Below are 15,510 nucleotides of genomic sequence, written 5' to 3' on the forward strand. Positions count from 1 at the left end.
TTTTACTCTTCAAAAATAATGTGCTGATAAGCCCCCATATCAGGTGAAGTTACGCGATTGACGCCCAAAATATCAAAAGGCACTTTTTGAGCCGCAGGAACATTTGCGTTTGAAATGACATCAGAAGCAGCGCCAATAAAAAGTTGATTTTCGTTGACATCTTTAAAATCTGCCTCACCATTTAAAATATTGTTTTGATACCTGCTGACATCTTCAAAATCGTATAGAGGATTATTGGAAAAATTACCTCCCGGGTCGGTAAATCGCAACAGGTTGTTCGCAAAATTAAATTCAAAACCTGCCTGCTCATTTTCCTGCATCAAAAATTCAATATTTTGATTTCCTTCTATGATACAATTCGTAAAGTTTGCTGCCAACAAGTCATTGAATATTATACTTTCTGAACCATCAGCCTCTGTAGATATCTGAAAATTATTGACAAGAACAGCCGGAAACTCCCTGATCCCACCAGACCAGAAATTGGCAAAAGTAGCATGCGTAAAATCATAGGTTCCGCCCAGGGTACAGGCTATCGATGACTGCCCGTTGTTACCTATGACCAAATTTGAACCTGAAATATGAGTAGCCCTGCCGAACAACCCAAAATTACTTGTATTGTATATTTCGGTATTCTGTATCCTAAGGGTGGGGTCGTTAGAACCACTAACAGAATCCATCAAAACCCCAATGATATTATTTTTGATAATGGCGTGGTTAATCATATGGTCTTTACTGCCTGCCCTTAACCAAATCGTCCCCCATTGACCTGCAATGTTTTCATAAAAAGGCTCCAGCCTGTCTCCCTCGAAAATTACTTTATCATCTAAAGTCCCATTGATTTTTAGTGTGCCGTTTTTCTCAACGAGAAGCCCTGAGTTTTCATGAAAATAAATATGTGCCCCTTTTTCGATGGTAAGCTCATTTCCTTTATTAACGCCGACATACCCATAAATTACATAAGGTTTTTCGCTAGTCCAGGTAGTATTCCCTTCCAGGTAAAATCCTTCAACTGTAATCTCCTCACCCTGGTTGTCAATACCCAGAACAATCTTCTCCTTGATGCCCTGAGCATCCCTCTGAGGGAACAAAAAATAAGCATCCTGAACAAGGGTAACAAGTTTCACACCCTGTTCATTACTGCCCTGATCGAAAATAACTTCATCCACATATAATGGATCGTTTACTTTTTCAAAATCGATTGTCGCCTCAACAAAAATATAAATACTGTCTCTTGGCAATATGCCAATATTTTCAAAAGATTTTCCAGGTTCACCGTTCACATTAAGTCGGTAAAACGACTGCTCTCCCCTGCTTAACCTTACACTCGGAATACTTATATGATTGCTGCTTTTGTTATAGACCTTAAAAGTTCTGGTACTGGAGCTTATATTTGTAAATACGGTATCTAAAAACACTGTGTCCTTTGAAAAGGTCAACTGACCGGTACTGGGTGTGGTTTCAAAGATATCGTCATCACAAGAATACAGGGATGCAAAAACGATCAGTATAAAAACTACATAACGAAACATAACCAATTATTTTTCGATCAGTTTGATCTCAAAGACCTTATTCCAATTCTTCCCGGTAACGTACAGGCGGTCTTGTTCGGCGTCATAAGCGATTCCGTTCAAAACATTGTCTTCACCTGTTTGGCCTGCCTTTGTCTGCAATCCTTTCAGGCTCACAATTCCTTCAATGGCGCCATTGGAAGGTTCAACAATGAGAATGCTGTTTTGCTGCCAGATATTTGCATATATTTTACCATTGACAAATTCAAGCTCATTCAATTTTTCAGCCTTTCTTTTATTCGTATAGGTTTCAATAAAGGAAACCTCTTTAAAAGTTTTTGGATCGAGGAACCACATACGTTCGGTACCATCTGTTTTTATCAAATACTCAGAATTATGCGTAAGCCCCCAACCTTCTGAACTCACCCCATAATCAAAGGTCTTTTCAAGTTCAAAATCTTCAAGGTTATAGATGAATCCAATTTTTTTTCTCCAGGTCAATTGATAGATTTTTCCATCTTTAATGGTCATCCCTTCTCCAAAATATTGCCTCTCCAGGTCGATCTTTTGAAGAATTTTCCCTGTTTCAATTTCGGTCTTTCTCAAGGTTGATCTCCCGTTTTGACCAGTACTTTCATAAAAGAAACCGTTGTGGTACACAAAACCTTGTGTAAACGCCTGATCATCATGTGGATATTCATTCACTACCTCATAAGAATACACCTTTGGAGGCGTATCATTTAAAAAATAGATGGTTTTATTCAGCTTTTTGCTTTTTCCTTCAAAATAAATGGTGGCAGACAAAGCCTGTTTCCCTAACTTATAACTTTTTATATCAACTGCTTCATGATTGTCAATCAATCTTCCATTGATAAAGTACTGAATGGAATCAATAGGGTTTCCACTTCTTTCCCTGACGCTTATTTTTAGGGGTTTATCAATTTGAATACTTTTAGGAGACTCTAACTGCAGTTGGTATTTATTACCACAGGCATTAAAAATAATAAGGCATGCCAGCGTTAAAATGGAAGCAATTTTATTCATATTATTATTTTTTGCTTAAAATAACTAAAATAATGTGTGTGAATTAAAAATATTATTTAAATTTGCACTCTCAAATTCGGCAGGTGCTGAATCTGCTTTTAAGAGAAGCGAAAGTATAAAATTTAAATGAGTTTACGATGAGAAAAGGAATACATCCCGAAAATTATAGAATGGTAGCATTTAAAGACATGTCTAACGGAGATGTTTTTTTAACAAAATCAACTGCCAATTCAAAGGAAACTATTGATGTTGATGGTGCAGAATACCCGTTGATCAAATTGGAGATCTCTCGTACTTCACACCCATACTATACAGGTAAAATGAAGTTGGTTGATACGGCTGGTCGTATTGATAAGTTCAAATCTAAATACGCTAAGTTTAAAAAATAAACTTAGGTTCAATTATTAAGATCTTTTAAAAAAGCCTTTTTGTTAAACAAAAGGGCTTTTTTTATTCATGGTATACCATGAAATTTATCAACAATTGCAGGTATTTTTACAACAATAATTAGGATAAGATCTTTAAAGTTTTAACTTTGTTTTAAGATTGATTATAAGCCTTTGGCAAAGTAATTGATTTACCCCTTGTAATAACTCCCCTCAAATAACGTTAGTAAATATATAGATTGAATTTAATTATTCGGTTTATTAGTGTTTAAACTAAACAGAACCATGGAGATAAGCGAGGTAAAAGTTAGAAATGAGTTTTTTGTATCAGCGTTGTTCATAGAGAGCACAATCACAGACTACCTGTCTGAAAAACTCAATATCAAGGATATTATTAATTCTGAATTTCTTGGAAATCACGACAAGGCTTTGTCATTTAATCAAAAAATGGATGCCCTTCTCGATTCGGTTAATTTCTCAATTATTGACAAAAGTAAACTGTCAGTGTTCAGAGAAATCCACAAGGAGTTTATAGAAAACAGAAATGCACTTACTTTGGAGGAAAGTTTTACCTCTGATGATCATAATGATGATTTTTTATTGATTCTTTATCCTCAGAATGATTATATCCCAAGAGAAGAAAAATTGATCAATGCCTGCTACCAGCTTATTGGTGAAGTTTCTGAACTGGTCGCAGAGAACACTCAAAAACCTGAAGTTAAAATGTCGGGGAAAAAGCATTATTTTAATTTAGAAAATTTCAAAATCGGAAAATTCGCCATGTTATTTTCCTTTTTGTTTGTTTCTTAGAACCATATAATAAATATTTATATTTCAATAGAAGATGACCGGAGTTCCGGTCATTTTTTTTTGTTAAATTTGTTTAAAACATCCAAGGCCATGGGAAAAATATACAGGCAAGCTGTTATGGCAGTTATCGTAAATGAAGAATCAAAAGTACTTATTGGTTATTCTCCGCGCGACAAAAGCTATAAATTTCCTCAGGGCGGATTAGATGAGGAGGAAGATCTCATCAGTGGCATCGTCAGAGAATTAAAGGAAGAATTAAACTACAATTTGCTTCACGATCATATCCTTGAAGTCTATAATGAAAAAGTCAGATATCCTTTTCCACCTGATTGCCACCCTTTATATATGGGTCAGGAATTGTCTATTGTAAAGATCAGGCATCGCCAGGATGCCGATACCATTCCACAGGATGATGAATTTGATGAACTAATTTGGATTCATCCAAAAGATTTAGGATCCTATAATTACGAATACCGCTCTGATGCCTACAGACAAGCTCTTAGCATCTGCGGGCTGATCTAAGACTCCATTGTTATGATGTCAAATTCCAATTGCAGCGGTTTTAACACTTCAACCAAAGCCGGAATGAGTTCATCTCCGTAATCTTCATAGAATTCAGCAAAGTTGGCCTGTCTTTCCTGAAGGCTCTGTTTAGGAAAAAGTTGTTCCTGGAGCCAAGTGATACGGGATACAATCTCTTTGTATTTTCTCTTTTGGGCCTGTAAGAGCCTTTTTTCCAATTTGTTTAGCCCATTGAGCTGTTTCTTCTCCTGGGCCAGGACAGCACCTGAAAATGATTTGTCAGTTCTGTCTGACAATGACTTTAAATGTCTGAACATTTTTTCCAATTCACTGCGCTGCTCAGAAAAATCAATTTTCAAATCTGATATTTCCTTGACTTTCTTTCTGACAAGGTCATTCTGACTTAAAAAGATCTCCTCCTCGCTAATGTGCAGTTTTTTTAATTTCTTTCCCTGCTTCTTATTAATGATGAGAACTGAATTGCGCAATAACAGAATAGGAAAAGGCACATTAACGCTTTTAAAGAAACTCTTGAGTTGCATCCAATAAGCCATTTCCCCACCTCCACCTATATAGCATAAATTAGGCAGGATTACTTCCTGATAAAGTGGACGCATCAATACATTCGGGCTGAATTTTTCAGGAGATACAAGCAGTAAATCCAGGAGCTGACCTTTTGTAAAAACAAGATCAGTATTGTTTACTTTAAAACATCCTTCTTCGATCAAAATTCTTTCCCTGAGTTCATTATCCAGAAAAAACAAATTGATCTCTCTGGGATTTACCTGAATCGGATAGCTGTCCCCTAATGAAACATTGGTCTTGCTTACCTCCTTAAAGCAGGTTTGATCCATCAATTCCTCTTTGATATGTGGAACAAACAAGGTTTTTAGACCAGGATCATCACCATCAATGATTACAAGTCCATAATCGGTAAAAAGTTCATTGGCCAAATAACGTGTAGCTTCGGTCAATGTATCATGCTCCAGATAAGATTTAGAAAACAATTCCTTTAATTTATCAGCATTTTTACTTTTACCAAACCTTTTTTCAATTTCATCAAAAACCAGGTTGAGCCCTTGTGTTGATGTCCTTCCTACGGCTCCTTTTACGTCTTTGTTCCATTGAATTTTTTTCCCTTTATAATTAAAAAACTGAATCTCTTCAAAATCGTGATCTTCAGTTGCCATCCAGTAAACCGGAACAAAGTGATAAGCGGGAAAATTCTTTTTAAGTTCAGTGGCAAGATTGATTGCCGAGATAATTTTATATAAAAAATACAGTGGTCCTGTAAAAAGATTCAATTGATGCCCTGTTGTCACGGTAAAAGTTTTCGGATCCTTTAATAGATAAAGATGTTCTTTGGTAAGTTTAGACAGAGAAAGATGTTTTGTCTGCTCCTGCACGCATTGAAACAACACCTTTCTGTTTTTATCCTTATAAGACCCTGACTTTTGCGCTATCTGTTTTTTAAACCCTTCTATGTCAGGGAAGTTCCCATAAAAATCCTTGATTGAATCCTCTTGATCCAGATAATCACACATGATTTTTGAGAAATACCCTGTATTCTGAAATTTAATAGTCGACTTGAGCTGTGTCAATGAATTGTAGTTTTTAGTAAAAATACACCTTTTTTAATCTTAAAAAAGAGGCTCCATTTTTTTTTAACCTTGTTTTAAGACAAAAAACTTACATCTACCTTACAAATCCTGTCTTCAATTACCCTAACCCAATTATAAAATCAGATATTAGCCTTGGGCAGGGCTTCCATAAAGGTCAAAATCAGTTGCCTCAGTTATAGTAATATCAATGAATTGCCCAATCTGAAGATAATGCTTCGCAGCGTCAACAATCACATTATTATCAACATCAGGGCTATCAAACTCTGTTCGGCCAATAAAGTAATTACCTTCCTTTCTGTCAAAAATACATCTAAAAGTCTTACCGATCTTTTCCTGATTCAAATCAAAGGAAATCTGACCTTGAATCTCCATTAATTCTGCTACCCGCCTTTCCTTGACCTCCTCAGGAACATCGTCTTCCAGGGCATAGGCATGTGTATTTTCTTCATGAGAATAGGTAAAACAACCCATTCGCTCGAACTTGGTACTCCTGACAAAATCTTTCAGCTCTTCAAACTGCTCTTCGGTTTCTCCCGGATATCCTGCTATAAACGTGGTTCGAATAGCCATTTCAGGAACCATTTGTCTGAATTTGTCAATGAGAGAAATTGTTTTTTCAGAATTATTACCCCTTCTCATTGATTTTAGAAGTTCTGAATTGATATGCTGTAATGGAATATCGAGGTAATTACAAACTTTGGGTTCATTTTTCATCACCTCCAAAACGTCAAGCGGGAAACCTGTAGGGAAGGCATAATGCAACCTGATCCACTCTATGCCATCTACCTCGGCCAGTGCCTTTAGCAGGTCTGCCAAAGCGCGCTTTTTATAAAGATCCAAACCGTAATAGGTAAGGTCCTGAGCAATCAGGATCAATTCCTTGACTCCATTGGCAGCCAGATTTTCTGCTTCATTCACGATTTGTTCTATTGGCGTAGACTTGTGGCCGCCTCTCATCAAGGGAATGGCACAAAACGAACAAGGCCTGTCACAACCTTCTGCTATCTTGAGATAGGCATAGTGTTTAGGGGTTGTCGTCAAACGTTCTCCAAGCAATTCGTGTTTATAATCGGCTTCAAGGGCCTTTAGCAAATTGGGAAGGTCATGCGTTCCAAAATACTGATCCACATCAGAGATTTCCTTTTCCAGATCAGGTTTATACCTTTCACTTAAACATCCGGTCACAAAAACCTTATCAACGGTACCCGCTTCCTTTTTATCGACATAATGCAAAATCGTATTGATAGACTCTTCCTTTGCTTTTCCTATAAATCCGCAAGTATTGATCACAACAATATTACCATCGTCATGCTCATCTTCGTGCACTACTTCTTTGTTATTGGCCTTGAGCTGACCCATCAACACTTCGCTGTCATAAACGTTCTTGGAACAACCTAAAGTGACAACATTAATTTTATTCTTTTTAGAACTTTTTGTTCTCATAATTTTCCTTCTTTCTTAATTCTGCCTTCTATCTTCTGCCTTCTCACTTAAAAAAAGAATCCACGAACTCGATTTTGTTAAAAACCTGCAGGTCATCAATTCCTTCTCCAACGCCAATATATTTTACGGGTATCTGGAATTGATCCGAAATTCCAATCACAACGCCACCTTTAGCCGTGCCGTCCAGTTTGGTCACCGCCAGAGATGTGACCTCTGTCGCTTTAGTGAATTGCTTGGCCTGTTCAAAAGCATTTTGACCGGTAGAGCCATCTAAAACCAATAAAACATCATCCGGTTTATTGGCGGCAACTTTCTGCATTACTCTTTTTATCTTTGACAATTCATTCATTAAATTCACTTTGTTGTGAAGCCTTCCGGCTGTATCAATGATCACCACATCTGCATTCTGCGTCACGGCCGACTGAAGTGTATCATAAGCCACAGAAGCGGGATCACTGCCCATTTCCTGTCTAACCATAGGCACGTCCACTCTGTCTGCCCAAACCTGCAACTGATCAATGGCGGCGGCCCTGAATGTATCAGCAGCTCCAAGTACCACTTTTAGCCCCTGCTTCTTAAATTGAGCTGCCAATTTCCCGATAGTGGTTGTTTTTCCAACACCGTTCACACCAACAACCATGATTACATAAGGTTTTTCGATGTCTTTTGGTATGGCGAATTCAGTCTCGTTTCCGGTATTGGTCTTTGCCAATAAAGCGGCGATTTCCTCTCTGAGAATACCGTTGAGTTCATCGGTTCCAAAATATTTATCTTTTGAGACGCGTTCTTCTATCTTATCGATAATTTTAAGGGTAGTCTCTACGCCAACATCCGAAGAAACAAGTACTTCTTCCAGATTATCCAGTACATCATCATCAACTTTTGACTTTCCGGCAACAGCTTTTGACAGTTTATTAAAAAAAGACGTTTTAGATTTCTCCAGGCCCTTGTCGAGGGTTTCCTTTTTTTCTTTGGAAAATATTTTTTTGAACAAACTCATGATGATTCGAATTAGGTCGTTTTTTTTTAGCGGACACAAAGTTAATCAAAATTCAGGGGAAAATAACCTGGCCCAAAATCAAAAAAGCCACTTTCAAAAGAAAGTAGCTTTATGTATATAGTTAAAAGTAAGGTCTATTTCTTGCTCAAGAAATCGTTTACTTTTGTTGGATCCATAATGCTTTCAACAAATGTATAAGCTCCTGATTTTTCAGATCTTACCATTTTAATAGCCTTGGTCAATCTCTTTGACCCTGTTTGTAAAGATGCTACTGATTTCTTTGCCATGACTCAATGTTTATTTTACATTCCCACAAATGTGAAAACCGCTTATTATTTAATTTCCTTGTGAACTGTCATTTTTTTCAGAATAGGATTGAATTTCTTCACTTCCAATCTGTCCGGAGTATTCTTCTTATTCTTCGTTGTAATATAACGAGAAGTTCCTGGTTGTCCAGAAGCTTTGTGTTCTGTGCATTCCAATATAACCTGTATCCTGTTTCCTTTAGTCTTTGCCATCTCTTCTTATTTTTTTAGATAACCATTTGCTCTTGCCTCAGCAATTACAGCCTCAACACCTTTTTTATTGATGTTCTTCAGTGCTCTGGTCGAAACTTTTAAAGTTACCCATTTATCTTCCACTGGTAAATAAAAACGTTTTTTTACCAAATTAACTTTGAATTTTCTTTTAGTTCTATTCAAAGCGTGAGATACGTTGTTTCCAACCATTGCTCTCTTGCCCGTTAACTCACAAACTCTTGACATTTTCTGACTGTTTTAATTCTTATTTCAAAACGAGGTGCAAAAATAAATATTCTTTCCTAATCTGGCAAACTATTTACTGTGTTTTTTAAAATTTCTTTTCTCAGGAGTTCCAGGGATTTAACAGAAGCTCTTTCTATCACTTTCCCTCTGGGTTTCCCGAAGAAATATTCGCTGGCGTAAACTCCAGCCGGAGTTGCAATTCCAATAAATACAACGCCGACAGACTCATCTGTTTCGTCAGTCGTAGGTCCTGCATTACCCGTTGTTGCCACGGCATAATCAGTATTAAATAATTTTTGACATTGAAGGGCCATTTCAATGGCCACTTTCTCACTTACCACTGAATGTGCATTGATCATATCAGCAGGCACATGAAGTATTCTTTCTTTTACCTCTGCGCTGTAGGCCACCAAAGCTCCTTTTAAAAATTTTGAAGCCCCTGGTATGGCAGTTATCATCCTGGCAACATTGCCCCCGGTACAACTTTCCGCCAAACTCAAAGTTAAAGAATTATCGGTTAATATTTTATTCAGAGATAGTTCCAAAGCCTCATTTTCATCTTCATCAACAAAAATATCTTCAACAAGCAAACGTAGTGATTCTGCTTCTTTATTGAGCTCATATTGCAATTGCTTCAAATCTTTTCCCCTTGCGCTTAATCTAAGTCTTACTCTTCCGTATGAAGGCAAATAGGCCAACCTAATAGATTGAGGGAGTTGATTTTCCCAGGCTTCGAGCCTTTCTGCGACCCTGCTTTCTCCCAGACCATAGGTGTGAAGTGTTTTATGTAGTATAAAAGGAAGGTGAAAACTTTCTATAAGCTTGGGAAGGACCGAATTGGTCATTAAGCCCTTCATTTCATTTGGGACTCCGGGCAGAGAAATTATGACCTTTTGCCCTTTCTTGAACCACATCCCCGAAGCAGTTCCCAATTCGTTTTTTAGTACCGTAGCCTTTGCTGGCAGCATGGCCTGGCGAATATCCATGTCGGTAAATTTATATTTGATCCTGCCAAATAATTGTTTGATATGATCCTCTATTTCCTGGTTCCTGACCAAAACATCGTTAAAATATTCTGCCAGCGTCAACTTGGTAATATCATCTTTGGTAGGACCCAGGCCTCCCGTAATGATAATTATATCAACATTAGCTTCTGCCTCCGAAAGGGCTTTTAAAATATGCTGCCTGTCATCCTGAATTGAAGTGATCTGATATACGGAAACCCCAATTTCATTCAATCTTTGACCCAACCATTGTGAATTTGTATCAACGATCTGCCCTATGAGTATTTCATCTCCAACTGTAATAATTTCTGCCTGCATCAGCCTTGTAAAATTTATTGAGAACAAATATAGTCATTGCGGAGAAGAAAAATTGGGCTCAACCAAACACAGCTTAAAAACCTTTATAAGAAATTTATATATTTACCCAAACTTTAAAATATCAATTCATGAAACACAATTTAATATTTGCCATTCTAGTTGGCTTTAGCCTTTCTATATATGCACAATCAGAAGCAGAAGTTGCCAAATCAACGATTTTCAAAAATGACATAGAAAGTCATATTTATTTTCTCGCTTCTGATGAATTAAAAGGCAGACAGACCGGTTCGGGTGAATTAGACATCGCTGCAGCTTATATTGCGAATATGCTTCGGAAATTTGGTGTAAAACCTGCAGGTGAAAATGGTAGTTTTTATCAAAACGTCCCTTTGGAAAAAATAATCCCTGCCAAGAATATCTCCGTTAAGATCAATGATATGTCAGGTGATAAATTTTGGGCATTATATGCCAGAAATATAGATTTTAAAGGAGAAGCCATCTATCTTGGATACGGAACCAAAGAAGATTTTGAAGGAAAGGACCTGAAAGGAAAAGTGCTTATTGTAAAAGTAGGTACATCTGAAACTAAAGATCAGAGATCAAAGTTTATGGCTGGAAGAGCCAAAAGGGCATTGGCCAAGGAGGCTGGAGCAGAGGCACTGATCGAACTGGCAGAAGTTGAACAGGAAATGTATGAAAGATATTCTCATTACTTTAATGAAGCCAAAACAGGCTTAAAAAGCAACGAAGAGAAAGAAGAACAATTTGTACATCTTTATATGATAGATAAAGGTATGGCAATTGCATCCAAGCTGGAGGCATCAGGTGCATCAGAAAAACTTCAGGTGGAAGTAAAAGTTGAAGGCATCAAGACTGAATTCTTTTCCTCAAGAAATGTTGTCGGATATCTTGAAGGATCCGATCCTGAGTTAAAAGACGAATTTGTGATTTATTCAGCACATTATGACCACGTGGGAATTGGAAAACCAAATGCTGAAAATGATTCAATCTATAACGGAGCAAGAGACAATGCAGTTGGAACGGTAACAGTGTTGAGTGTAGCCGAAAACCTTGCCAAATACCCGGTAAAGAGGTCCTCATTATTTATCCTGTTTACAGGAGAGGAAAAAGGATTATTAGGCAGTAAATATTATACCGAAAATCCTGTGATGCCCTTAGACAAAATGGTCTATTGTTTTAATAGTGACGGGGCCGGATACAACGATACTTCAAAAATTACCATATTCGGATTGCACAGAACTACTGTTGGCCAACACATGATTGATGCCGGTTCTGCATTTGGCCTTACTGTTATTGACGATCCGGCCCCTGAGCAAAACCTTTTCGATCGATCAGACAATGTAAACTTTGCCGCCAAAGGGATCCCGGCTCCAACTTTTAGCTTGGGATTTACTGCATTTGATGAAGAAATCAATAAATACTACCATCAGGTTACCGACAATCCTGAAACCTTGGACTATGATTATTTGGAAAAGTTCTTTAAGTCATATGTTTTAGCATCAAGATTGATCGCCAATGATCCGAAAACACCATTCTGGACAGAAGGAGATAAGTATTATGAAGCAGGTGTAAAACTATATTCCAGTAAGAAAGAAGAAGCACCTGTTTTAGATTGATGTTTTTTGTATTTTAATGGGGTAAAAAAAGCAGATTCATGGAATCTGCTTTTTTTTACCATTTTTTAAAAGGGCGTTTACTCAGTGATGAATTATAATATCGTGCTTGCCCGGTAACTTCCTTTCCTACCCATGCAGGCATCATGAATGTTTCATGCTCCGAATCCAACTCGAGTTCAGCAATTACAAGGCCTTGATTTTCAAGACTAAAGACGTCAATTTCAAAAATATGCCTCCCGGACTTTACATAATATCTCTCCTTGTCTATGATTCCGGGCTCGCAGAGTGATAAAAGTTTTTTGGCCTCTTCTCCCTCAATTTCTTTTTCCCATTCAAATCGGGTTGTACCGGATTCGTTCCCGATTCCTTTTACCGTTAAAAACCCCTGATCACCAATAAGCCTGACTCTTACAGTCCTTTCGGGAACTGAAGAAAGAAATCCTTGAATGATTCGCTCCTTTTTGAACGATTCTTTTTTAAAGTCATCATTCAAGACCAAAAATTTCCTTTCTATTTCTGTATTCTTCAAAAACTATTTGACTTTAACTTGAAAAATTTCCTTCCCTTCAAGCATCCCTTTGAGCACGTCATTCGGAGCCACTTTTCCAACCCCGGCAGGGGTCCCGGTAAAAATAACATCACCTATCTTGAGTGTAAAATACTGCGACACATAGGCGATCAATTCATCTATCTTCCATAGCATATGTGAAGATTCTCCGTCTTGGACAAGCTCTTTATTTTTCAAAAGTTGAAATTTGATATTATCAAGGTCAATTTCCGATTTATGACAAAAATTACCAATCACTGCACTGCCGTCAAATGCCTTGGCTTTTTCCCAAGGGAGTCCCTTTTCTTTTAACCTGTTTTGAAGATCTCTAGCCGTAAAGTCTATACCTAGGCCAATTTCATCATAATATTTATGTGCAAATTTTTGTTCAATAAACTTTCCAATCCTATTGATCTTCACCAGAACCTCAACTTCATAATGAATATCCTGAGAAAAGGGCGGAATGATAAAGGGATTGTTTTTTAATAATACCGCCGAATCCGGTTTCATAAATATAACCGGTTCTTTTGGTTTTTCATTGTCCAGTTCTTCTATGTGCTTGGCATAATTTCTACCTATACAGATTATTTTCATAATTCAGTTTTAATAATTCTTGAAACGATTAAAAGTCATTTTCACCTACCTCTCACTTCTCACTTCTGCCTACTCACTTCTATCTAAGGAATCCACTTTTTTTCAAAATTTGGCTTTCTCTTTTCCAGGAAGGCATCCCTTCCTTCTTTGGCTTCGTCAGTCATATAGGCCAGCCTGGTAGCTTCACCTGCAAATACCTGCTGCCCTACCATGCCATCATCGGTAAGGTTCATGGCGAATTTTAACATTTTTATCGAGGTCGGTGACTTGGCTAGTATTTCCTGGGCCCATTCAAATGCCGTTAATTCCAATTCTTCATGAGGAATCACAGCATTAACCATACCCATTTCATAGGCTTCCTGAGCCGAATAATTCCTGCCAAGGAAAAAAATCTCACGGGCTTTTTTCTGGCCCACCATTTTTGCCAGATAAGCAGAACCATATCCTCCGTCAAAACTTGTCACATCGGCGTCGGTCTGCTTAAAAATAGCATGTTCCTTGCTGGCCAGGGTCAGGTCACACACCACATGAAGGCTATGACCTCCTCCTACGGCCCATCCCGGGACAACAGCAATCACAGCTTTGGGCATAAACCTGATCAGTCTTTGGACTTCCAGTATATTGAGACGATGGTAACCATCATCACCAACATATCCCTGGTGTCCTCTTGCTTTTTGGTCTCCTCCACTACAGAATGAAAATACACCATCCTTTTTAGACGGACCCTCGGCAGAGAGTAAAACTACCCCAATATTCACATCTTCCTGAGCGTCGTAAAATGCATCGTAGAGCTCCCTGGTGGTTTGCGGGCGGAAGGCATTTCTCACATCGGGTCGGTTAAAGGCAATCCGTGCCACTCCATCACATTTTTTATATGTAATATCCTCAAATTCTTTTGCTATTTGCCAATTGGGTTGATTCATTTGATAAGTTTTATGGATTTGATAAAATAATTACCCTTATTCATCGTTGGTTAAGTAATTAGTAGGAGCGAAATTAACAAAAGTTTTAGGATAAAACTTCTTGTTAATCGTTTTTGTGGTGAAAACCAATAACAATTTAAAGCATTTCTTATGAGAAAATTCATGGTAATCTTATTCTTTATTTCCTTTCTTGGCCAGGCTCAGGACAACATCATCTATAAAAGATTCAATTCCTTTAATTTGAATCAGGAAAGAATTTTAAAGATTTATGTTCCTGATTCTTTTGAAGAAAATGATAAAAATACCTATCCTGTTGCAGTCGTATTGGATGCTGAATTTTTGTTTGATGTATATGTGGCCAACTCAAAGCTATTTGCCGCCAGAGACAAAGCTCCGGAGCAAATCGTTGTAGGTATTTTTCAAAATCAAAATGAAGAAAGATACACAGACTGTGATTATAGCGAGGACACAGGTTTACCCAACCAGGAAAGTTCAAAGTTCTATGGTTTTATAAGAGATGAACTGTTGCCTTATTTGGATGATAATTACCCTACCTCTTTGTTTAAAACAATTATAGGAAATACCCTTACAGCAAATTTTATCAATTATTTTTTTCTTGAAGAAACCCCGGTATTTAACGCCTATATCAATATCAATCCAAGTTTTGCTTCTGGATTACACGAAAAGCTAGAATCAAAAAGTCAAAGCCTGATTACACCCTACTATTATTATTTGAGCGGTGGAGACTATAATACAGAGAAAAGAACTGCATCCATCAACGACACACACAACCTGTTAAAACTGTCTGAAAACCCAAACTTCAAATACAAGTATGACGATTTTTCGAATTCCAGTAAAACAGCCTCTATCGGGCAGTCTGTGGCAAGTGCCATAGGTTTTACCTACCGGCAGTTTGCTGCCATTTCAAAGGAGGAATTTGATGAACAGATTGCCGATATGGAACCTGGAGACGCCATTGAATACCTTGAAAGAAAATATGTTGAAATTGAATATTTATACGGTTCAAATGTAAAAATCCGTGAAAGTGATATCTATAAGATCGAACCCATTATCATTGATAAAGCAAACGGGGATTATCTCGAAGAATTCGGAAAAATGATCATGAGATTATATCCGGAGACAGCTCTAGGCGATTATTATATTGGCCTGTATTATGAAACCGGTTACGAATACAAGAAAGCACTTAAACACTATAAAAACGGATACGCGAAAATTGGTTCCGACAATCCTAATTCAGACGGTTACTATGCCAATATCGAGCGGGTTCTTGAAAAGCAAAGAGCCGAACGTCTTGGCTATAACGCAGGAGAAGAAGTACCTGAAGAGGAATTACCTGAAGAGGAAAATCAAGGATAATAAACTAGGGT

Annotated in this window: 17 protein-coding genes; 5 read left to right on the forward strand and 12 right to left on the reverse strand. The window is 37.6% G+C overall.

What is annotated here, in order from left to right; all coding sequences use genetic code 11:
- Nucleotides 1-2: 2 nt before the first annotated feature.
- On the reverse strand, nt 3-1,529 hold the full coding sequence (locus AABB81_RS07935; protein ID WP_342159786.1) for a hypothetical protein: 1,527 nt from the start codon (nt 1,527-1,529) through the stop codon (nt 3-5).
- Between the two features lie 6 nt (nt 1,530-1,535).
- The gene (locus AABB81_RS07940; protein WP_342159787.1) at nt 1,536-2,552 is read right to left on the reverse strand and encodes a glutaminyl-peptide cyclotransferase; all 1,017 of its coding nucleotides are present in this window, start codon (nt 2,550-2,552) and stop codon (nt 1,536-1,538) included.
- 137 nt (nt 2,553-2,689) lie between these two features.
- Here AABB81_RS07940 and AABB81_RS07945 point away from each other — a divergent pair, with 137 nt between their 5' ends.
- The 3 genes from AABB81_RS07945 (at nt 2,690) to AABB81_RS07955 (ending at nt 4,270) form a co-directional block, all read left to right on the forward strand.
- Nucleotides 2,690-2,941 (forward strand): type B 50S ribosomal protein L31, encoded by a 252-nt coding sequence (locus tag AABB81_RS07945; protein WP_342159788.1) that lies wholly within the window; start codon nt 2,690-2,692, stop codon nt 2,939-2,941.
- A 282-nt stretch (nt 2,942-3,223) separates the two neighbouring features.
- Nucleotides 3,224-3,748 (forward strand): hypothetical protein, encoded by a 525-nt coding sequence (locus AABB81_RS07950; protein WP_342159789.1) that lies wholly within the window; start codon nt 3,224-3,226, stop codon nt 3,746-3,748.
- Nucleotides 3,749-3,838: 90 nt separating this feature from the next.
- Nucleotides 3,839-4,270: an NUDIX domain-containing protein gene (locus AABB81_RS07955; protein WP_342159790.1), complete on the forward strand. Its 432-nt coding sequence runs from the start codon at nt 3,839-3,841 to the stop codon at nt 4,268-4,270.
- Here the strand turns inward: AABB81_RS07955 and bshC are convergent.
- The 7 genes from bshC to AABB81_RS07990 all read right to left on the reverse strand — a co-directional run bounded on the left by bshC (nt 4,267) and on the right by AABB81_RS07990 (nt 10,421).
- The gene (gene bshC, locus AABB81_RS07960) at nt 4,267-5,871 is read right to left on the reverse strand and encodes a bacillithiol biosynthesis cysteine-adding enzyme BshC (protein ID WP_342159791.1); all 1,605 of its coding nucleotides are present in this window, start codon (nt 5,869-5,871) and stop codon (nt 4,267-4,269) included. The two genes, AABB81_RS07955 and bshC, sit on opposite strands and share 4 nt — an antisense overlap.
- Nucleotides 5,872-6,018: 147 nt before the next feature.
- A complete protein-coding gene (rimO, locus tag AABB81_RS07965) occupies nt 6,019-7,335 on the reverse strand; it encodes a 30S ribosomal protein S12 methylthiotransferase RimO (RefSeq protein WP_342159792.1) in 1,317 nt (438 codons plus the stop codon).
- 43 nt (nt 7,336-7,378) lie between these two features.
- Complete coding sequence (gene ftsY, locus AABB81_RS07970) at nt 7,379-8,335, reverse strand: signal recognition particle-docking protein FtsY (protein ID WP_342159793.1); 957 nt, start codon at nt 8,333-8,335, stop codon at nt 7,379-7,381.
- A gap of 134 nt (nt 8,336-8,469) precedes the next feature.
- Entirely contained in the window at nt 8,470-8,622 is a 153-nt protein-coding gene (locus AABB81_RS07975) for a DUF4295 domain-containing protein (protein ID WP_342159795.1), read from the reverse strand.
- A 45-nt stretch (nt 8,623-8,667) separates the two neighbouring features.
- A complete protein-coding gene (rpmG, locus tag AABB81_RS07980; RefSeq protein ID WP_342159796.1) occupies nt 8,668-8,853 on the reverse strand; it encodes a 50S ribosomal protein L33 in 186 nt (61 codons plus the stop codon).
- 6 nt (nt 8,854-8,859) lie between these two features.
- Nucleotides 8,860-9,099, reverse strand: a complete 240-nt coding sequence (gene rpmB / locus AABB81_RS07985; protein ID WP_342159797.1) for a 50S ribosomal protein L28 — start codon at nt 9,097-9,099, stop codon at nt 8,860-8,862.
- Between the two features lie 56 nt (nt 9,100-9,155).
- A complete protein-coding gene (locus tag AABB81_RS07990; RefSeq protein ID WP_342159798.1) occupies nt 9,156-10,421 on the reverse strand; it encodes a competence/damage-inducible protein A in 1,266 nt (421 codons plus the stop codon).
- 128 nt (nt 10,422-10,549) lie between these two features.
- Between AABB81_RS07990 and AABB81_RS07995 the strand changes: the two genes are divergently transcribed.
- A complete protein-coding gene (locus AABB81_RS07995; RefSeq protein WP_342159799.1) occupies nt 10,550-12,058 on the forward strand; it encodes a M28 family peptidase in 1,509 nt (502 codons plus the stop codon).
- Between the two features lie 55 nt (nt 12,059-12,113).
- On the opposite strand, the gene AABB81_RS08000 is transcribed toward AABB81_RS07995, so the two are convergent.
- From AABB81_RS08000 to AABB81_RS08010, 3 genes are all read right to left on the reverse strand, one after another.
- A complete protein-coding gene (locus tag AABB81_RS08000) occupies nt 12,114-12,587 on the reverse strand; it encodes a CYTH domain-containing protein (RefSeq protein WP_342159800.1) in 474 nt (157 codons plus the stop codon).
- Nucleotides 12,588-12,590: 3 nt separating this feature from the next.
- The gene (locus tag AABB81_RS08005) at nt 12,591-13,199 is read right to left on the reverse strand and encodes a fumarylacetoacetate hydrolase family protein (RefSeq protein WP_342159802.1); all 609 of its coding nucleotides are present in this window, start codon (nt 13,197-13,199) and stop codon (nt 12,591-12,593) included.
- 83 nt (nt 13,200-13,282) lie between these two features.
- Entirely contained in the window at nt 13,283-14,122 is an 840-nt protein-coding gene (locus tag AABB81_RS08010) for a 1,4-dihydroxy-2-naphthoyl-CoA synthase (RefSeq protein WP_342159805.1), read from the reverse strand.
- Between the two features lie 150 nt (nt 14,123-14,272).
- Here AABB81_RS08010 and AABB81_RS08015 point away from each other — a divergent pair, with 150 nt between their 5' ends.
- Complete coding sequence (locus AABB81_RS08015) at nt 14,273-15,499, forward strand: alpha/beta hydrolase (protein ID WP_342159806.1); 1,227 nt, start codon at nt 14,273-14,275, stop codon at nt 15,497-15,499.
- The last annotated feature ends 11 nt before the right edge of the window (nt 15,500-15,510 follow it).

This window comes from Lutimonas vermicola (assembly GCF_038433205.1).
In the GTDB taxonomy this organism is placed as follows: domain Bacteria; phylum Bacteroidota; class Bacteroidia; order Flavobacteriales; family Flavobacteriaceae; genus Lutimonas; species Lutimonas vermicola.

What these genes read in the sequence shown, in the direction of transcription:
- AABB81_RS08015 (WP_342159806.1), top strand. Translation starts at nt 14,273, where the DNA reads ATGAGAAAATTCATGGTAATCTTATTCTTTATTTCCTTTCTTGGCCAG.
- AABB81_RS08010 (WP_342159805.1), bottom strand. Translation starts at nt 14,122, where the DNA reads ATGAATCAACCCAATTGGCAAATAGCAAAAGAATTTGAGGATATTACA.
- AABB81_RS07940 (WP_342159787.1), bottom strand. Translation starts at nt 2,552, where the DNA reads ATGAATAAAATTGCTTCCATTTTAACGCTGGCATGCCTTATTATTTTT.
- AABB81_RS07945 (WP_342159788.1), top strand. Translation starts at nt 2,690, where the DNA reads ATGAGAAAAGGAATACATCCCGAAAATTATAGAATGGTAGCATTTAAA.
- AABB81_RS07975 (WP_342159795.1), bottom strand. Translation starts at nt 8,622, where the DNA reads ATGGCAAAGAAATCAGTAGCATCTTTACAAACAGGGTCAAAGAGATTG.
- AABB81_RS07950 (WP_342159789.1), top strand. Translation starts at nt 3,224, where the DNA reads ATGGAGATAAGCGAGGTAAAAGTTAGAAATGAGTTTTTTGTATCAGCG.
- AABB81_RS07995 (WP_342159799.1), top strand. Translation starts at nt 10,550, where the DNA reads ATGAAACACAATTTAATATTTGCCATTCTAGTTGGCTTTAGCCTTTCT.
- rpmG (WP_342159796.1), bottom strand. Translation starts at nt 8,853, where the DNA reads ATGGCAAAGACTAAAGGAAACAGGATACAGGTTATATTGGAATGCACA.
- AABB81_RS07955 (WP_342159790.1), top strand. Translation starts at nt 3,839, where the DNA reads ATGGGAAAAATATACAGGCAAGCTGTTATGGCAGTTATCGTAAATGAA.
- AABB81_RS07935 (WP_342159786.1), bottom strand. Translation starts at nt 1,529, where the DNA reads ATGTTTCGTTATGTAGTTTTTATACTGATCGTTTTTGCATCCCTGTAT.
- rpmB (WP_342159797.1), bottom strand. Translation starts at nt 9,099, where the DNA reads ATGTCAAGAGTTTGTGAGTTAACGGGCAAGAGAGCAATGGTTGGAAAC.
- AABB81_RS08005 (WP_342159802.1), bottom strand. Translation starts at nt 13,199, where the DNA reads ATGAAAATAATCTGTATAGGTAGAAATTATGCCAAGCACATAGAAGAA.
- AABB81_RS07990 (WP_342159798.1), bottom strand. Translation starts at nt 10,421, where the DNA reads ATGCAGGCAGAAATTATTACAGTTGGAGATGAAATACTCATAGGGCAG.
- ftsY (WP_342159793.1), bottom strand. Translation starts at nt 8,335, where the DNA reads ATGAGTTTGTTCAAAAAAATATTTTCCAAAGAAAAAAAGGAAACCCTC.
- rimO (WP_342159792.1), bottom strand. Translation starts at nt 7,335, where the DNA reads ATGAGAACAAAAAGTTCTAAAAAGAATAAAATTAATGTTGTCACTTTA.